Annotated in this window: 15 protein-coding genes and 1 other RNA gene; 7 read left to right on the top strand and 9 right to left on the bottom strand. The window is 33.1% G+C overall.

The window, feature by feature from the left end; all coding sequences use genetic code 11:
* Positions 1-69: 69 nt before the first annotated feature.
* Positions 70-467, bottom strand: a transfer-messenger RNA (tmRNA) gene (ssrA, locus tag B3M86_RS02705).
* A gap of 141 nt (positions 468-608) precedes the next feature.
* Between ssrA and B3M86_RS02700 the strand changes: the two genes are divergently transcribed.
* Entirely contained in the window at positions 609-2114 is a 1506-nt protein-coding gene (locus tag B3M86_RS02700; protein ID WP_286501594.1) for an aldehyde dehydrogenase family protein, read from the top strand.
* A 26-nt stretch (positions 2115-2140) separates the two neighbouring features.
* Entirely contained in the window at positions 2141-2512 is a 372-nt protein-coding gene (locus B3M86_RS02695) for a DUF779 domain-containing protein (protein ID WP_115002240.1), read from the top strand.
* Between the two features lie 53 nt (positions 2513-2565).
* Here B3M86_RS02695 and gltX read toward each other — a convergent pair whose 3' ends face one another.
* The gene (gene gltX / locus B3M86_RS02690; RefSeq protein WP_291075607.1) at positions 2566-4074 is read right to left on the bottom strand and encodes a glutamate--tRNA ligase; all 1509 of its coding nucleotides are present in this window, start codon (positions 4072-4074) and stop codon (positions 2566-2568) included.
* 118 nt (positions 4075-4192) lie between these two features.
* On the opposite strand from gltX, the gene B3M86_RS02685 reads away from it, so the two are divergent.
* The 4 genes from B3M86_RS02685 to B3M86_RS02670 all read left to right on the top strand — a co-directional run bounded on the left by B3M86_RS02685 (position 4193) and on the right by B3M86_RS02670 (position 9610).
* The gene (locus tag B3M86_RS02685; protein ID WP_286501598.1) at positions 4193-5062 is read left to right on the top strand and encodes an MBL fold metallo-hydrolase; all 870 of its coding nucleotides are present in this window, start codon (positions 4193-4195) and stop codon (positions 5060-5062) included.
* Between the two features lie 86 nt (positions 5063-5148).
* A complete protein-coding gene (locus B3M86_RS02680) occupies positions 5149-6822 on the top strand; it encodes a PSP1 domain-containing protein (RefSeq protein WP_221854738.1) in 1674 nt (557 codons plus the stop codon).
* Positions 6806-7267 (top strand): gliding motility lipoprotein GldH, encoded by a 462-nt coding sequence (locus tag B3M86_RS02675; RefSeq protein ID WP_221854739.1) that lies wholly within the window; start codon positions 6806-6808, stop codon positions 7265-7267. Before B3M86_RS02680 ends, B3M86_RS02675 begins: the two co-directional genes overlap by 17 nt.
* Before the next feature lie 6 nt (positions 7268-7273).
* Complete coding sequence (locus tag B3M86_RS02670) at positions 7274-9610, top strand: penicillin-binding protein 1A (protein ID WP_221854740.1); 2337 nt, start codon at positions 7274-7276, stop codon at positions 9608-9610.
* Between the two features lie 54 nt (positions 9611-9664).
* Here the strand turns inward: B3M86_RS02670 and B3M86_RS02665 are convergent, their stop codons facing one another.
* Together B3M86_RS02665 and B3M86_RS02660 are read right to left on the bottom strand one after the other, a co-directional pair.
* On the bottom strand, positions 9665-9886 hold the full coding sequence (locus tag B3M86_RS02665) for a hypothetical protein (RefSeq protein WP_038336800.1): 222 nt from the start codon (positions 9884-9886) through the stop codon (positions 9665-9667).
* 12 nt (positions 9887-9898) lie between these two features.
* The gene (locus B3M86_RS02660; RefSeq protein WP_291075611.1) at positions 9899-10423 is read right to left on the bottom strand and encodes a GNAT family N-acetyltransferase; all 525 of its coding nucleotides are present in this window, start codon (positions 10421-10423) and stop codon (positions 9899-9901) included.
* A gap of 94 nt (positions 10424-10517) precedes the next feature.
* Here B3M86_RS02660 and metG point away from each other — a divergent pair, with 94 nt between their 5' ends.
* Positions 10518-12554 (top strand): methionine--tRNA ligase, encoded by a 2037-nt coding sequence (gene metG / locus B3M86_RS02655; protein WP_286495032.1) that lies wholly within the window; start codon positions 10518-10520, stop codon positions 12552-12554.
* Positions 12555-12639: 85 nt separating this feature from the next.
* On the opposite strand, the gene B3M86_RS02650 is transcribed toward metG, so the two are convergent.
* The 5 genes from B3M86_RS02650 to B3M86_RS02630 form a co-directional block, all read right to left on the bottom strand.
* Positions 12640-13611, bottom strand: a complete 972-nt coding sequence (locus B3M86_RS02650) for an SPFH domain-containing protein (protein WP_038336808.1) — start codon at positions 13609-13611, stop codon at positions 12640-12642.
* A gap of 58 nt (positions 13612-13669) precedes the next feature.
* Positions 13670-13996, bottom strand: a complete 327-nt coding sequence (locus B3M86_RS02645; RefSeq protein WP_038336809.1) for an iron-sulfur cluster assembly protein — start codon at positions 13994-13996, stop codon at positions 13670-13672.
* A 175-nt stretch (positions 13997-14171) separates the two neighbouring features.
* Positions 14172-15254, bottom strand: coding sequence for a M57 family metalloprotease (locus tag B3M86_RS02640; protein ID WP_052217974.1), 1083 nt, complete (start codon positions 15252-15254; stop codon positions 14172-14174).
* Positions 15255-15324: 70 nt separating this feature from the next.
* Positions 15325-16482, bottom strand: coding sequence for a hypothetical protein (locus B3M86_RS02635; protein ID WP_038336811.1), 1158 nt, complete (start codon positions 16480-16482; stop codon positions 15325-15327).
* A gap of 28 nt (positions 16483-16510) precedes the next feature.
* On the bottom strand, positions 16511-19258 hold the full coding sequence (locus B3M86_RS02630; protein WP_038336814.1) for a TonB-dependent receptor: 2748 nt from the start codon (positions 19256-19258) through the stop codon (positions 16511-16513).
* Between the last annotated feature and the right edge of the window lie 38 nt (positions 19259-19296).

Raw genomic sequence — 19296 nt, 5'->3', positions numbered from 1 at the left:
AAGTATGGACATAAAAAAACCCTCTATTTTAGAGGGTTTAACAACTTTTAGTGTTTCTAAAAGTTGCTTGTGTGGAGCTGGCGGGATTCGAACCCGCGTCCAAACAAGCAACAAATAAGCTTTCTACATGCTTAGTTTATTATTAATTTTCGACGATATCCTGAGAATAAACACTCTGTCAACCGCTTATCATCTAAAATCTCGAAACCTATCCGATGCACTAAGGTTTCTATTCTTACTTTCCCGTGTCCCTGTATCAAACGCCGTAAGTCAAGGCTTTTGAGGGACATTCAGCTTCTATACCTAGTATAGACGTGGCGTATTCTTACTAAAATTCAGAATTATGCAGCTAAAGCGTACTCTTCGTTGCCAGTTAAAAAGTTGAAGTGCCTGATTAAAGTGAGTACACAACCTATCACTGCATGCTTACTTACCCATTGGCCCTGCTGTCAAAACCAGTCAGCCCCATAAAGTAAATTGTCAATAAATAATTGACGGATGCCAAATGTACAAATTTTATACCAAATAGAATTAACTTTTTCTAAACATAATTATTGAACAAATTTGAATAAATTAGAGAAAATTCAATTCACAAAAATTTTAATAAAATGGGAAACTTAGTTAATGTACCTACATTCAAAGATCATTATGACAATTACATCAATGGTCAATTTACGCCACCTACAAACGGAAAATACTTTGATGTTGTAACACCACTTACTGGAAAAGTTTTTACAAAGGCTGCGCATTCTTCGGAAGAAGATTTAGCAAAAGCGGTAGATGCGGCTCACGAAGCTTTCAAAAGTTGGAGTCAAACTTCGCCAACACAACGAAGCATTATTTTGAATAAAATTGCAGATAGAATCGAAGAAAATTTACAAAATGTTGCAGCTGTAGAAACCTACGATAACGGAAAACCTGTTCGTGAAACGTTGAATGCTGATATTCCTTTAGCTATCGATCATTTCAGATATTTTGCTTCGGTAATTCGTGCTGAGGAAGGTTCTATCAACGAATTAGATAAAGATACAGTTTCAATTATTATCCACGAGCCAATTGGTGTTGTGGCACAAATTATTCCTTGGAACTTCCCAATTTTGATGGCGGTTTGGAAATTAGCTCCTGCTTTGGCTGCTGGAAACTGTGTGGTTTTAAAACCTGCTGAATCTACTCCTATCTCGATTTTATATTTATTCGAATTAATTGGAGATTTATTACCTCCGGGAGTTGTTAACATTGTAAATGGTTTTGGTGGAGAATTAGGTCGCGCATTGGTGACAAACCCTAAAGTATCGAAAGCTGCCTTTACGGGATCTACTGCTACAGGTCGTTTTGTGATGCAATATGCAACAGAAAATATTATTCCGGTTACGTTAGAATTAGGTGGAAAATCGCCAAATGTATTCTTCGAATCTGTAATGGATCATGATGATGATTTCTTAGACAAAGCAATTGAAGGTGCAGTATTATTTGCACTTAATCAAGGTGAAATTTGTACGTGTCCGTCACGATTATTGATTCAAGAATCTATTTATGATAAATTTATTGAACGTGTAGTACAACGTGTCAATGCAATTAAAGCAGGAAATCCCCTTGATCCTGAAACAATGATTGGAGCACAAGCTTCTCAAATTCAATATGACAAAATTTTAAGTTATATTAAATTAGGAAAAGAAGAAGGTGCAGAAGTTTTAACTGGTGGAGATGCTAATCATTTACAAGGAGATATCGAAAATGGTTATTACATCAAACCAACATTATTTAAAGGAAATAACAAGATGCGTATTTTCCAAGAAGAGATTTTTGGACCTGTATTAGCTGTAACAACTTTCAAAGATGAGGCAGAAGCGATTGAACTTGCTAATGACACAATTTATGGTTTAGGAGCTGGTGTTTGGACGCGTGATGCACATCAATTGTATCAAGTTCCACGCGCTATTCAGGCTGGTCGTGTTTGGGTCAATCAATATCATAGTTATCCTGCTGGAGCGCCTTTCGGAGGTTATAAACAATCTGGAATCGGACGTGAGAACCACAAAATGATGTTAGACCATTATCGTCAAACTAAAAACATGTTGGTTTCTTACAGTAAAAAGAAATTAGGTTTCTTCTAAATCAATATTAATTAAAATCTTAAAAAATGAAACGTGTTGATGCAACAAAAAAAGCGATTAATTTATTGAACGAATTAAAAGCAAAACATGGCGATTTAATGCTTTATCAAGCGGGAGGTTGCTGTGAAGGAACGCAGCCGCAATGTTTCAGAAAAGGAGAATTTTATCTTCGATACAAAGATGTTTGCATTGGAGAAATTGATGGAGTTGAATTTTGGATTGACAAAGATCTGTTTGAATATTGGAAACATGCACATTTCGAATTAGATGTGATTGATGCAATTGGCGCAGGTGGTTTTTCGTTAGAAGTTCCGCTTGGCAAAACATTTAAAGTCAATTATCGAATATTCTCTCAAGAAGAACTTAATCAATTAAACGAAGTTAAAATCAATTTATAACAGAAAGGCCATTTGCAATGCAAATGGCTTTCTTATTTATGATAGAAATAATTTTATCCTAAAACTTCAATCGCTTTGTTAATACGTGCGATTGTTTCATCTTTTCCTAAAGTTGCCATAATTACAGGAACATCTGGTCCTTGTAATGCACCAACTAAACTAAGACGTAAAGGCATTCCGATTTTTCCAAATCCAATTTCTTGCGTTGTAACAAATTCTGCCATCGCATCGTGTAAAACTTCTGAAGTAAATTCTGATGAATTTAAAACTTCAACAAATTTTCCTAAAATCTCTTTCGAATCATCTTTCCACGCTTTTTTAGCTGCTTTTTCATCGTAAGTAGAAGGAGCTATATAAAAGAATTGACCTTGTTCAAAAATATCTTTTACAAAGTTTGCTCTTTCTTTTAACAATTCAACCACTTTTGCATCTAAAGCTGGATTCGCTTCAATTTCGTTTTCTTTTAAAACTTCTTCGAAAGATGGTAATAATTCTTCAACAGATTTTTGTTGTAAATATTGATGATTAAACCAAGTTGCTTTTTCCGGAGAAAAACGTGCACCCGATTTTGAAACTTTTTCTAATGAAAATAATTGAATCAATTCTTCCATTGTAAAAATCTCTTGATCTGTTCCAGAATTCCATCCTAATAAAGCCAACATATTCAATACTGCATCTGGGAAATAACCGTCTTGTTTATATCCTTTTGCAATTCCTTCTTCTGTTTTCCATTCCATTGGGAAAACTGGAAATCCGTGTTTGTCTCCATCACGTTTACTTAATTTTCCTTTTCCTTCTGGTTTTAAGATTAATGGTAAATGTGCGAAACGAGGTGCTTCCCAACCAAATGCATCATACAATAATTCGTGCAAAGCCATTGATGGTAACCATTCTTCTCCACGAATTACGTGAGAAATTCCCATCAAATGATCGTCCACAATATTGGCTAAGTGATACGTTGGCATTCCATCAGATTTAAACAAAACTTTATCATCTAAAGTTGATGCATCAATCGTTATTTTTCCACGAATCATATCATCCAATAAAACTGTACGAGAATCATCAATTTTGAAACGAATCACATAAGGCGTTCCATTCTCAATTAAAGCTTTTGTTTCAGCTTCTGTCATTGACAATGAGTTTTTCAACTTTCCTCTTGTCGACCAATTATAAATAAATGTTTCTTTATTTTCGTCTGCTTTTGCACGTGCAGCGTCTAATTCTTCTGCCGTATCAAACGCATAATATGCATTTTCAGAAGCTAATAATTCGTCTACATATTGTTTGTAGATTTCTTTACGCTCTGATTGACGGTAAGAACCTAAATCTCCACCAAAACCAACACCTTCATCAGGAGTTAAGCCTAACCATTTCAACGAATCGATAATATATTGTTCAGCACCTTCCACATAACGTGTTTGGTCTGTATCCTCTATTCTTAATAAGAATTTTCCGTTATTATGTTTTGCGAAAAGATAATTGTATAACGCAGTACGGACTCCTCCGATGTGTAACGCACCTGTTGGACTTGGCGCAAATCTTACACGAACTTCTTTTGCCATTGTATCAAAATTTTTGCAAATTTAAGTCGTTCAATTCTATAATAGATATTTATTTTAAATAATATTCTATTTTTTATCTTCGTAAAACGAAAATTCAACAAAATAAAATCACACAAAAATGAAATTATATACAATAGAAACAGGAAATTTTAAATTAGATGGCGGTGCCATGTTCGGAATTGTACCAAAATCGATTTGGAATAAAACAAATCCTGCTGATGATAGAAATTTAATTGATCTTGCGATGAGATGTCTATTAATCGAAGATGGCGAACGATTAATATTGATTGATACTGGAATCGGAACTAAACAAGATGCAAAATTCTTTGGTTTTTATTATTTATGGGGCGATGCAACTTTGGATAATTCTTTAGCCAAACATGGATTTCATCGCGATGATATTACAGATGTTTTCTTGACGCATTTACATTTTGATCATTGTGGAGGAGCAATTCAATACAACAAAGAGAAAGATTATTTAGAAGCTTCATTCAAAAACGCAAAATTTTGGTCGAATGCGAATCATTGGGATTGGGCAGTAAATCCAAATCCTCGCGAAAAAGCATCTTTCCTAAAAGAAAATATTTTACCTCTACAAGAAAGTGGACAACTTAATTTGATTGATTTGCCTCAAAATGGATCAATTTTAGAAAATTCTCCACTTGGTTTTGATATTTTATTTGTGGATGGACATACCGAAAAACAAATGTTGCCAATTATTACATACAAAGGCAAAAAAATAGTTTATATCGCAGATTTAATCCCAACTGTAGGACACATCCCGTTAATTTATGTCATTGGGTTTGATACACGACCTTTAATAACAGTTGAAGAAAAAGGAACGTTTTTACAAAAAGCAGTCGAAAATGAATATATTTTGTTTTTTGAACATGACCATGTCAACGAATTAGCTACGTTAAAATTAACAGAAAAAGGGGTTAGATTAGATCAAACCTATTCATTTTCAGAAGTTTTTGATTCAATTTAAAATCAATTTCATAACCGAAATGATTTCACAAATTCAGAAAAATATTTTCATACCTTTGTGTTGTCATTTAAAAAAATTATAGAAGCATGGGATGTGGATCTTGTGGAACTTCTAATGGCCTTCCGAAAGGATGTAACAATAATGGTGCTTGTGGCACTGATGGTTGTGGAAAATTATCAGTTTTTGATTGGTTATCGAATATGCAACTTCCAAATGGACAAGAAAAGTTCAATTTTGTGGAAGTTCGTTTCAAAAACGATCGAAAGTTTTATTATAAAAACGAAAACAACATATCTCTAAATATTGGCGATGTAATCGCTGTTGAAGGAACACCTGGTCATGATATTGGGGTTGTTACACTTACGGGTGAGCTTGTTAGAATCCAGATGAAAAAAAAGAATCTTTCGTGGACTGCGGAAGATGTCAAGAAGGTTTATCGCAAAGCGAACCAAAAAGATATAGAAACTTGGGTAGAGTTTCGTGATAGAGAAAAACAAACAATGGTTGATTCTCGAATTATGGCGAAAAACCTTAATTTGGAAATGAAAATTTGTGATGTTGAGTACCAAGGAGATGGAGCGAAAGTTACATTTTATTATACAGCAGAAGGACGTGTAGATTTCAGACAACTAATCAAAGAATACGCTGGGAAATTTGGCGTAAGAATTGAAATGAAACAAATCGGATATCGTCAAGAAGCAGCAAAAGTTGGTGGAATTGGATCTTGTGGACGCGAATTATGTTGTTCTACTTGGTTAACAGATTTCCGCTCTGTGAGCACTGCTGCAGCACGTTATCAACAATTGTCAATTAACTCGCAAAAGTTAGCTGGACAATGTGGTAAATTAAAATGTTGTTTAAATTTTGAATTGGATTCATATTTAGATGCATTAAATAGTTTTCCATCAATGGAAAGCCGTTTCGAGACTGAAAAAGGTTGGGCACATTGTGTTAAAATCGACGTTTTCAAGAAAGAAATGTGGTTTGCTTATGACAAAGGCGGAATTGTTTGGTACAAATTTTCGGTAGACGATATTCAAGAGTTTTTAGCAATCACTGCAAAAGGTCAAAAAACTGAACCTTTAGAGGATTTAGCTAAAAATGTAGAAGAATCGAAACCAGATTTTACAGATGTAATTGGTGAAGATTCTTTAGAACGTTTTGAACGTAAAGAAAAACAGAACAAAAAACGTAAAAGAATTAAGAATAATCAAAATTCTGGAAACGAAAAAGTTGCGGCGAATGCTAATAATCTGAAACCTCAGAAGGCAAAACAAAAACAGCCTAACGAGACGAAAGATAAAGCAAATCGTCCTGAAAATAAACAAGGAAAGAATCCAAATCAGTCTAAAAAGAATAATCAAAATAGACCGAACAAAAATTCGAATCCTAATCAGAATCAGCAACAACAAAATCAGCCAAAAGAGAAGCAACAGCCAACTCAAGCGAAAGAGCAACAAGCTCAACCAAATACTGATCAGCAAAAGCCGCAAGGAAATAATCGCAATCGCAATCAACAAAAGCGAAAACCGAATAATCCGAGCAATAATAGCCAACAAAATAATCAAACAAATCAGGCTAATCAGTCAACTCAACAACCAAAAAAACAACCTCAGCAAAATAATCAAAATGCTGAGCAAAAACCGAAAACTAAGGACGAGAATCAAGCAAATAATTCTCAACCGAATCCAAATAAATCGAAGAATCGAAATAAAAAAAGATTTAATCGTGGGCCAAAACCAGATGATACGCAACAGTAGTTTGCTTTTTATTTTAGTCTTTTTATTGTTTAGTTGCGAGGCTAAACATTATTATCAAGACACAAAAGATGTGAAAGACGAATGGAAGAATAATCAACCTCAAACCTTTACGTTTGATGTAAAAGATCCTAAACCTTCGGCTGTTAACATTGGATTTGTGTTAAGAAATAATACGTCGTATGAATATAGTAACTTATATTTGTTCACGAAATTCATCGATCCTAAAGGAAATGAAATGATTGATACTTTACAGTATTATATTGCAAATCCCGATGGAAGCTGGATTGGTAAAGGAATGACAACAAAAGAAATGATGTTGGTTTATCGCGAAAATTTACCAATAAAAGACTCTGGTCGCTATCAACTAAAAGTTTGGCAAGGTATGCGAACAAAAAATTTGAAAGGAATCGAAGACATTAGTTTGATTGTTGATAAAGCTGAATAATACAGAATGGAAAACAATAAAAATTCTAAAACAAGCACAACTTCTAAAGCAAAAAAGAAGTTCAATAGCTTTTCATTAGCCAAAAAAATAATCGTTACCATTTGGGTACTGTTTTTTTGTGCCGTATTAGGAATTTTCGGAATCTTTTGGGCTACATCTAACGGATGGTTAGGTGAAATTCCCAATGTACGCGATTTAGAAAATCCTGATATTTATGTTTCATCAGAAATTATTTCTTCTGATGGTGTTTTGTTAGATCGTTTCGAAGCAGAACGCAGAACACCAGTCGATTACAAAGATTTACCTCCACATTTAGTTGACGCATTGTTAGCAAAAGAGGACGTTCGTTTCTTTGATCACTCAGGTGTAGACATAAAAGCAGCAGCTCGTGCAATTACTTCTGGAGGAGAATCTGGAGGTGGTTCTACAATTACACAGCAGTTAGCAAAACAATTGTACACAAAAGATCCTTCTTCTAATAAAGTAAAACGTGTTTTACAGAAATTAAAAGAATGGGTAACTTCTGTTCAGTTAGAAAAATTGTACACAAAAGAAGAAATTATTGCAATGTATTTCAATAAGTTCGACTTTATTTATAATGCAAAAGGAATTGAATCTGCTTCTAAAGTTTATTTCAACAAAACAACGAAAGAATTAAATTTAGATGAAGCTGCAACATTGGTTTCGATGTTTCAAAATCCTGTTGCGTATAATCCTGTAAAATATCCTGAAGTTTCTAAAAAGCAAAGAAATCTTGTCTTAAAGCAAATGATGAAATACAACAAAATTTCTCAAGCTGAAGGAGAAGCCGCGCAAAATGCGCCTTTGGTTACAGATAAACAAGATATTATGAAACATGATGAATCACATTCAGCATATTTCAAATCTGCTTTGAGAAAGGAAATTCAACAATGGATGGTTGATTATGAGAAAGAAACAGGAAAATCTTATAACCTTGAAAAAGATGGTTTAAAAATCTATGTAACGTTAGACTCAAGAATGCAAAATTTAGCTGAAGAAGCGGTTAAAAAACAATTAAAAGTTTTACAAGATCAATTCTTTGGAGAGCAACGTGGACGTAGTTTAGCACCATTTTATAATATTTCTGCTGCAAAAAGAACACAAATCTTTAAGCAAGCAATGGCTCGTACAGATTTATACAAAAAGATGAAAGCCGAAGGAAAATCTGAAGCTGAAATTGAAACTGTTTTCAATACACCTCGCGACTCTGTTCAGTTCTTTACATGGAACGGAATTCAGTACAAAAAAGGGAAAACATTGATGGATTCAATCGAATATCACAAACATATTTTACAAGCTGGTTTGATGTCAATGGATCCAAAAGATGGAACAATCAAAGCTTGGGTTGGAGGAATCGATTGGAATTATTTCAAATTTGACCACGTAAAACAAGCGCGTCGTCAAGTAGGTTCTACTTTCAAACCGTTTGTTTATGCAACAGCGATTAACCAATTAGGATTAACACCTTGTCATACTGTTTCTAATGAGAGAATTCCAGGAAATTGGTCTCCTCGAAATGCTAACGGTAAATATGGTGGATCTCAAGATTTAAGAACTGCATTAGCTTACTCAACAAATATTGTCGCTGCTCGTTTGATTATGCAAACAGGTACAGAACCTGTAATTCAAATGGCTCGTGACCTTGGTGTTGAATCTCCTATCGTAAAAGATCCTACAATTGCATTAGGTTCTGCCGATTTATCACTGTATGAAATGGTTGGTGCGATGAGTGCTTTTGCAAATGGTGGTATTTACATTAAACCGCAATTAATCTTAAGAATAGAAGATAAGCAAGGAAAAGTTATCAAAGATTATACGCCTCAAACACGAGAAGTTGTTAATGAAAACGTAGCGTATACTATGATTGATTTGATGAAAGGTGTTGTAGAAAGAGGTTCTGGTTCGCGTCTTAGAAATAGATATAACATCACAGCAGAAGTTGCTGGTAAAACAGGTACAACAAACGAAAACTCTGATGGTTGGTTTATGGGATTAACACCAAATTTAGTCACTGGAGTTTGGGTTGGTGCAGAAGACCGATTTGCTCACTTTGCAAGTACAGCCACAGGACAAGGAGCTAATACAGCTTTACCTATTTGGGCTTACTATATGCAAGGAGTTTACAAAGAAGGAGGAAAATTTGGCGTAACAGCTGGAGATAAATTTGATAAACCTAAGGACATTGAAAAACACTGGGATTGTTCGAATACATACGGATTCCATCAATATGATGAAATGTATGATCCAGGTCCAATTATCGAAGGAAGTGGTAGTGAAAGCGTAGGCGAAAACTATGAAGTTCCTGATGAAGAAGGTCAATAATTAAATTGATATAAACAAAATAGCCACTCAAAATTGAGTGGTTATTTTTATGATTTATAATTCTTCTTTTTCCTCTTCGTTATCAAACTGATTGTTGTATGCTTCACGTTCTTGTGCCAATTTCTTTTCACGTTGTTTTTTCTTAAAATCTCGAATCGTCATATACGTTAACAACACTACAAGCGCTGCAACCAAAAAATAATTAGCATACGTAAATAAGTTCGTAATTGTATCCGTTACCACCTCATCTGGTGTTACAACAGCTTTTTCTTCCATAGGAAATATTTATTATTGATAGAATTCTTTCGGATAGTCTACCATTCCATTTATATTTTTCAACGCATCTACAACCAACTCAATTGCCATACAATTTTCTTCAGGAACATCAAAAGGTAATTGAATATCAAATTCAGATGCTTTTCTGTAACCAAATTTAGGATAATAAGTTGGATGACCTAACAAAATAACAGATTCAAAACCTAATTCTTTCGCTTTATTATGAGCAAATGCTATTAAATGACCACCAATTCCATTTCCTTGATAATTAGGTAAAACCGCTACAGGAGCAAGTGCTAAAGAATCGTAAGAAGAATCCGAATGATTAATTTTAATCTTTGTCAATAAAACATAACCAACAATAAGTCCATTCATTTCAAAAACAATAGACAAATCAGGAACAAAACCATCAGAATCTCGTAATCGCTCTACTAAAAATTGTTCACGATGATCACTATATTCTTCATTTTCAAATGCCTTTTCAATCAATTTAAAAACTTGTTCATAATCTCTCTTCTCCTCTTTTCTAATATTCATTCCATCATAAATTAATTAACCTTATAAAATTAGAAAAAGGTTTTAACAAAACAAACAACAAATCGTATCTTTGTCGTTTATAGTTTTTAAGCAAATGAGTCAACCAAAAAGATATACAATTACAGCGGCTTTACCTTATGCTAACGGACCATTGCATATTGGTCACATGGCAGGTGTTTACGTTCCTTCTGATATTTATGCACGTTTTTTACGAAGAAAAGGAAAAGATGTAGCATTTATTGGAGGTTCTGATGAACATGGTATTCCAATTACAATTCGTGCCAAAAAAGAAGGCGTTACACCTCAAGACATTGTTGATCGTTACCACGAAAATATCAAAAATACATTGACAAATTTTGGTGTGACATTCGATATTTATTCTCGTACAACATCAGATAAACACAGAGAAGTTGCACAAGATTTCTTCAAAACGTTATATAACAACAACAAGTTTACAGAAGATGTTACGGAACAATTTTATGACGAAGATGCGCACGAATTTTTAGCAGATCGATACATTCGTGGTGAATGTCCGAAATGTGGAAACACAGATGCTTATGGAGATCAATGTGAAAAATGTGGATCAACATTAAGTCCAGAAGAATTGATTAACCCTCGTTCTGCTTTATCTGGAAATACACCAATCAGAAAAGAAACTAAAAACTGGTATTTGCCATTAGATCAGTACCAAGATTTCTTATCAAAATGGATTTTAGAAGGTCACAAAAATGATTGGAAATCGAGTGTTTATGGTCAAGTAAAATCTTGGTTAGACGATGGTTTGAAACCTCGTGCAATGACACGCGATTTGAACTGGGGAATTCCTGTTCCAGTAGAAGGTGCTGAAGGAAAAGTAATGTATGTTTGGTTCGATGCACCGATTGGTTACATTTCTTTCACGCAAGAATGGGCAGAGAAAAACGGTAAAAATTGGAAAGATTATTGGCAAAATGAAGAAACAAAATTGGTTCATTTCATCGGAAAGGACAATATCGTTTTCCACTGTATCATTTTCCCAACTATGATGAAAGCGCATGGCGATTACATTATGCCAGACAATGTTCCTGCAAACGAATTCTTGAATTTAGAAGATGATAAAATATCAACTTCTCGTAATTGGGCAGTTTGGGCACACGAATATTTAGAAGATTTTCCAAATCAACAAGATACATTACGTTATGTGTTAACGGCGAATATGCCTGAAAATAAAGACAATAACTTTACGTGGAAAGATTTCCAAACTAAAAATAATTCTGAATTAGTTGGAATTTTAGGAAACTTTATCAACCGCGTAATGGTTCTTTCTCACAAATATTACGAAGGAATTGTTCCTGCAAAAACAATTGAATTTGAAGAATTAACTGAAATCAAATATTTTGCAAAACGCATTGGTGATCATTTAGAGAAATATGAATTCCGTGCTGCATTGACAGAATATATGAATTTGGCTCGTCTTGGAAATCAATTTTTACAAGCGCAAGAACCTTGGAAAAAAGGTGATGATCCTGAAGCTGTGAAAGGAATTATGTACACTGCAACGCAAATTGCTGCTGCATTAGGACAATTGGGAGAACCATTTATTCCATTCGCTTCTGAGAAAATTTTGGCTATGATGAATGTAGAAAAAATGAGTTGGGACGATTTAGAATCAACTGACGAATTTGTAAAAGCTGGACATCAATTGGGACAGTCTGAATTAATTTTTGCAAAAATTGAGGACGAAGCAATCGAAGCACAAATCAATAAATTAAACGAAAGTAAAGTCAAAAATAATATGACAAATCCAAATGCAGAACCTCAAAAAGAATTGATTTCTTTTGATGATTTCCAAAAAATGGATATCCGTATCGGAACTATTTTAGAAGCGAAAAAAGTTGAAAAAGCAGACAAATTATTCGAACTAAAAGTTGATACAGGAATGGATGTTCGTACAATTGTTTCTGGTATTGCAGAACATTTTACATTAGAAGAAATCATTGGTAAACAAGCAATGGTTTTAGCAAATTTAGCGCCTCGTAAAATTCGTGGAATCGAATCGAACGGAATGTTATTATTCGCTGATAAAGTAGACGGAAAATTAACATTTGTAAATCCTGAAGAAGAAACGCCAAACGGTGTTCAAGTTGGATAGACTTAGATTTTAGATATAAGTATTAAGATATTAGAAAGCCACTTCGATGAAGTGGCTTTTTATGTTTAATAATATAATTTTATTTCTAAGGATATTCTGGAAAAGTAAACGAATCGCCTTGATTTGGCTTATTTTTTCGTTGAGTTGGATTATCTTCTTTTGTTATTTGATGCTCATTCAGTTCATGTGCTGCGGTAAACGAAGTAACCATTGTATTCAGCATTTCCGAAGCGGCAGTTGGTGAATTTGGCAACAAAACTAATTTACTTCCAGATTTTTCTCCAATCGCTTGCAATGTATCATAATGTTGCGTCACCACAATTAGCGCAGAAGCTTCTTGTGACGTAATTCCTGCTCCATTCAAAACATCTACAGATTCCAATAAACCTTTTGCAATTTCACGACGTTGATCTGCAATACCTTGTCCTTGCAAACGTTTCGATTCTGCCTCTGCTCTTGCTTTTTCTACAATCAAAATACGTGCAGCATCACCTTCATATTGCGCCGCTAATTTTTCACGTTCGGCAGCATTAATACGATTCATCGCATGTTTTACTTGCTCATCTGGATCAATATCGGTTACCAAAGTTTTGACAATTTCGTAACCATATGAATTCATTGCTTCTTGCAATTCACTTTTTACAGCAACCGCAATATCATCTTTCTTCTCAAAAACATCATCTAAACGAAGTTTTGGAACCTCAGCTCGGACAACGTCAAAAACGAAAGAAGTTATTTGCGTATAAGGATTATCTAATTTGTAAAATGCATCATAAACTTGAGTTTTGATGACTTGATATTGAACAGAGACTTTCAATCGAACAAATACATCATCTTTTGTCTTCGTTTCGACAACAACGTCTAATTGTTGAATTTTAAGAGACATTTTTCCAGCAATTCTGTCTACAATCGGAATTTTGAATTGTAATCCTGGATTACGAATACTATTAAATTTCCCGAAACGCTCGATTACAACTGCAGTTTGTTGTTTTACTGTAAAGACGAATAAAAAAAGGAAAATAATTCCAAGAAAAACGATCACGCCTAAATATCCCATAAGTTTTAGTGTTTTGAATTTGTTGGATTAAGATACAAAAAAAATTAGGAATGTTAAGTTATAACATTCCTAATTCGAATTTTGCTTCTTCGCTCATCATATCTCTATCCCAAGGAGGATCGAACGTAATTTCTACGTAACATTTCGTTACATATTCTATCTCTTCAACGCGCTGTTCTACTTCTAGAGGTAAACTTTCAGCCACGGGACAGTTTGGAGATGTAAGGGTCATGGTAACTTTTACTTCACCATCTGCATTCACCTGTGCATCGTAAACCAATCCCAATTCATATATATCAACTGGAATCTCAGGATCGTAAACTGTTTTGAATTTTTCAACCAATTTTTCTCCAATCGAATCTAATTGTTGTTCTGTTAATGCCATTGTTATCAACTGTTATTGTTCTGCAAATGTACAAATAGTTTAGCTTACGTGGAATTTTTCTAAATAACTATTTTTAATGACTTAAAATAAAATAGTTATAATAGAAGAAAATCGCTTCTTTGGAGAACCCAAAAAAGCGATTTACAAACACGAAGAACTTTTTTATAAGAAAAGTTTAATCATTTAAATTATAATTAATACAATTATTAAATTTTACTTTAAATGTTTTTATACAACTACCATTAGTATAAATTAAATTTCCTTCCACGGAAGTCCAATTTGTTCCAAGTAAATTTGAGCTTATACCAAATTTTGCAGACCTAAATCCTTTCTTTACTACTATTTTAGGGTTATCAGTAGACCAAACACCTAAATCGTCATTACCATAATCTCCCATCAATATTGTATTATAAAAACCTATATCTCCAAAAGCATCAAAAGCACACACTTCCTTTGCTGTAACTATTTTAAATTTACATCCTGTATTTGGATATAAATATTTTACAGAAAAAATATCCCAATTTGAGAAACCTTTCCACGAATTTAACGCAGTACCTCCATTCATAACCGAGTTAGAATCTGAAGTTGGTGATCCTGGAATTTGATTAGCTCCCACAGAGCCTGCCCCTTCTCCCGATGAGTACCAATTAGTATGTCTAAATCCTATACAATGTCCTAATTCATGAACTAAATTATATATTTTTTGACTTTCTGAAACTTGATAATTATTGTTAAAATTAGTATTAACTAGAATCTCATTATAAGCTTTTCCAGTATTTGTAGGGAATCCTGCTGCTGCAATTGTTAAATTTGGTAAACTTCCTCCATCTGCTTTCACAATTATATCATAATCACCAAAACCTGTTTGATCACTTACAAAAGTAATACCACTACCAGCAGAATTCCATTTCACTAAAGCTTCGTCAAAAGCAGAGTACCAAGACATTAGCGAATTGTCTAACCTTACTCTAATAACTCTATTATCACCTGAACTTACTAAGTTGTGTGTGTTCGCTTGTTTTGCATTTGTTTTTTTATAATCTTCTATATTTTTGGAAAACAAAATATCATCTTCAACAAGATAATAGTCTTTTAATTCTTTAATATCATCTAAGTTATGACCCTGTTCTATAATTTGATTGACAACATCATTAATCACTAATTTTTCTTGAGAATTATCGTTTATTAGAGAGTCTTCGTCAGAACAACTATTTGTAATAAAAATAGTCATCAAAAAAAGTGTAAATAGTTTTTTCATAAATAGTTTTTTTAAAAGTTGATTATACAAAATGAGATTCTCTAAAATTTAGAGAATCTCATATAGATTTTTATTTTAATCCTGTCCAAGTAGCCCATGCTGGGATAGCTGCTCCTGCTCCTGCTCCTGTTACATTAGTTCCTAATTTGAAACCTGCTAGTAAATTAGATTCTGATGTTACATTAGATATTTTTACATTAGTTAATGGATTAGCTGTAAAATAAGCTTGAGATTCTGCTCCATTAAAGTTAATTCCTAAACCAGATCCGCTAACAGTACCTTTGAAATTCTCTATATATAAATTATCAATTGTTCCTTTTGTACCACGTCTTAACATCACACCTGCTTCACTGGTTACAGTTGCAAGATTACGTCCAATTAAAGTAACATTTTTAAGTGTTGGATTAGATATTGGTTCTAAAGTTGGAGTTGTTGAGTTATTATCTGCCTCAATTCCACGACTATCAGATGAAAAAGCTGTTGCAGTAGATTGATTAGCATATAAATTAGTTACCTTTCCATTCCATCCTTCAGTCCAATCAAATGAATCATCTTGGTTACCAATTGAGATTAAATTTTCAGCATTTACTGATCCTCCAAACCATTCAAATCCATCATCAGACCCTTGGTAAGTTAAGATATTGTTGACAGTAGTACCATTTCCTACTGCATAGAAAGTCATTCCATTATACTCTGCATCTGGATTGATTAATGCTCCAGCATACTCAATTCTTATGTATGAATAAACTCCTGAATTATCTGCAGGATTATCTCCTCCATAAGTTAATCCAGTTACCTCAGCTTGTACATTTTTACCTAGGTTAGTAATTGCATTACCACAAATAACTATTCCTCCCCAATCACCAGCTTGTGGATTTGATTTTCCAGAAGTCATAACAATTGGTTTTGCAGCTGTACCTTGAGCGTTGATTTTACCTCCTTGTTTAACAGCTAAATATGATGCTACTTTAGCATCTGAACCTGCATAACTTATTAATTTCGTTCCTGCTGGAATAGTTAATGTAACTCCCTTGTCTACAATAACTCCTTCTTTAATAGTATATACAGTATTTGCATTTAAAGTTCTATCTGCAGTAATAGTTCCTGAAAGAACTTCTTCTTTATTTGGTTCAATTTCTCCTCCATCATTGTTGTCATCATTATTAGAACAACTTGTTAAATATGTTAACGAAAGAATAGCTGTTAAGCTTAAGATTAATTTTTTCATTGTGTATGTTTTTATGTTTGTAATTCTGTTATTTAAAAATTTTATATTTTACTCCTAGACTAACGTCTAAACCTTTTCTGAAATTTCTAGTATCAATTTCTCCTTGTTGATTATCTTGTATTCTTCTTATTTTAGAATTTAATAGATTATCCACTGACAATTTCATTTCCCAACGATCACCAATTTCTGCTCTGGAAATAAAGTTTAGTGTTACCACTCCTTTTTCTATTATATTTCCTCTTTCAAAAGATCCTAATGAATAAACTCGATCATGGAAATAATTTCCAATTAATGTAAACGATGGTTTAAAGTTGCCTTTCAATACTTTATATGATAAATCTGCATTTAAAAGTAAAGGAGACGCCCCTTGCAGCTTGTCTTCTTTCTCATTGAAGTTTACACTTAAAGTATTCTTTGTGTCTTCTGCAACTTTATCAGAATCCAACTTTTGTTTACTATACATTACTGTTGCATTGAAACCTGCGGAAAGTTCACTATGTCCTACATTTTTAATAAGATTTTTTCTCACTTCTAATTCAGCTCCAAATACGTATGCATTTTCACCTGCATTAACAAATGTATTATCATTTAATGCTGAGTTTAACAATACTTGTGAAATAGGATTTTGAATAAATTTACCAAATGCACCAAAAGATAATATCTCATTAGATGATGGAAATAACTCCCATTTTATATCAAGATTATAGTTATCTGATGAATTAAGGAAAGGATTACCTACAGAGTTTTCTCCAATACCTTCATATCTAAAAGGTGCTTTTTCTTTAAACTGTGGTAAAGTATATGTTTTACTCGCCGAAAGTCGTAGGTTCTGACGAGAATCAAGGCTATATTTTATATTAAGTGCTGGTAAAATGAATGTTTTATCAATATCTGCATCACTAAATTTTACTCCAGACATCGGGTAATTTGTATCCCATTCTATCTCTTGTAAAACCTTATCCACACGTACTCCTAAAGAATATGTAAAATTATCATTTATAGTTTGTTCAAAATTAGCGAAACCAGAATGTACAGTTAAATCTCCATTATAAGTATAAGGAACTAAACTTTCCATACGCTGTGTATTAATAAAGAAGGTACCTGGAATATAAGGTGATGAAGCTTGATTATCTCCATTTAAGAAATCATCTAATTTATTTGGATTAACTTTTACATCACCAGAGATTCTGAAGTTAAATTGGTTAGACTCAAAATCTCTTGATTTCTTTCTTCCATTATAACCAATTGTTAATTTACCATTATAATCATTCTCAGCATTTTTGAACAATTTATAAGATAAAATTGCTTTGCCTGCATATTCTGTTTCATCAATATACTGAAAGTATCTATTATTTGTAGTTGGAGAACCTGTATTAAAAGCATAATTATCTCCATCATTATGGATAAGATTATTCGTAATACGATCTGGCATATCCGAATGAACAAGATTGTAAGAAGCTCCCCAATCAATATCTAATCTATCTGATAATTGGTGTTTTCCTAATAATTGTCCAATTAATAATAAATTTTGTTCTGTTAAAGTTTGACGTGTAAATTCGTATCTATTGTCTTGAGGTAAATATGAATCATACTCATTTACTGAACTTTTTGATCCGTTAACCATTATTCCATTAGCAAAAAGTTGATGTTTAGGATTAATCTTATAATTAACATTCAACATTCCTGTTGTTTTAGTTGAATATTCGTATTTCTTAACCTTGAAATAATCAACTTCGATATTATCATTTGTAGTCCCAACAACTCTTTGAAAACCATCTTCATACGTATAGGAGTTACTAAAACTAGCTGTTCCAAAAACATTTAGTTTTCCTTGAGAACCTACATTAAATGATTTTCCTCCTGTCAAACCATAATCTTGATTAACAGGAAAGGCACTTTTATCTGGGCTCCAACGAGAAACAAATTGATAAGATTTGATAGATGTTGGCAAATTATTTCTGTTAAATCCGTAATATTTCAAATTATTTGCAACTTTGAAAGTTCTATCAACAGCTCGCATACTAACTCCACTTCCAAATTCTATATCTAAGAACCCTTTTCCTTCGTATAATTTTGATGAAATATCGACATTAGCACCTCCTATATCCCCATATAAATCAACATTATATACTTTATTTACCCCTACAGATTGAATAATATCAGAACCAAATAAATCTAATGAAATATTTTTGTTCTCAGGTTCATTAGATGGTAGTGGTAAACCATTTAACATCGTACTATTATATCTATCTCCAAGCCCGCGAACAAAAACACCTCCTTTTCCTTCTGATTTAGAGATTCCTGTTACCTGTTGAATTGCACTTTCCGCATTCGATAAACCTTTTCTTGAAAGTTCTTGCGATCCAACATTTTGTACAATTGTTACAGATTTTTTTTGAACGTTTAACAAACTAGCCTCTGATGACTTTATTTTATTTGCTGTTACTACAGCTGTTTCTAAATCAATTTTTCCATCCTTAAAATCTTCTGGTTTCAAATACATGTTTAATGTATTCGAATCTGATAAATTTTGAGAAACAGATTGATATCCATCTACTTTAATATCCAATTGATAAGTATCATCCGGAATAGAAATTTCGTAGTGACCTTTCTCGTCTGTTTTTGCTTGAATATTTAATCCTTCAACCACAAAAGTTTTTTCAGAAAGTGGTTGGTTTGTTTTTTGATCAAATAAAGTTCCTTCTAACTTAATATTAGTTTGTGCAAAAAGTGCTGCCGAACCTAATAATAAAAGTAAAGTTAAATTGCGTTTCATTGAAATTGTATAATTCGTGTTTGTTTGATGGCAAAGTT

The organism is Empedobacter sp. UBA6305, from assembly GCF_002440405.1.
Lineage (GTDB): Bacteria > Bacteroidota > Bacteroidia > Flavobacteriales > Weeksellaceae > Empedobacter > Empedobacter falsenii_B.
Note: the sequence above shows the minus strand (reverse complement) of the source record. Positions and strands in the feature narration are given on the sequence as shown.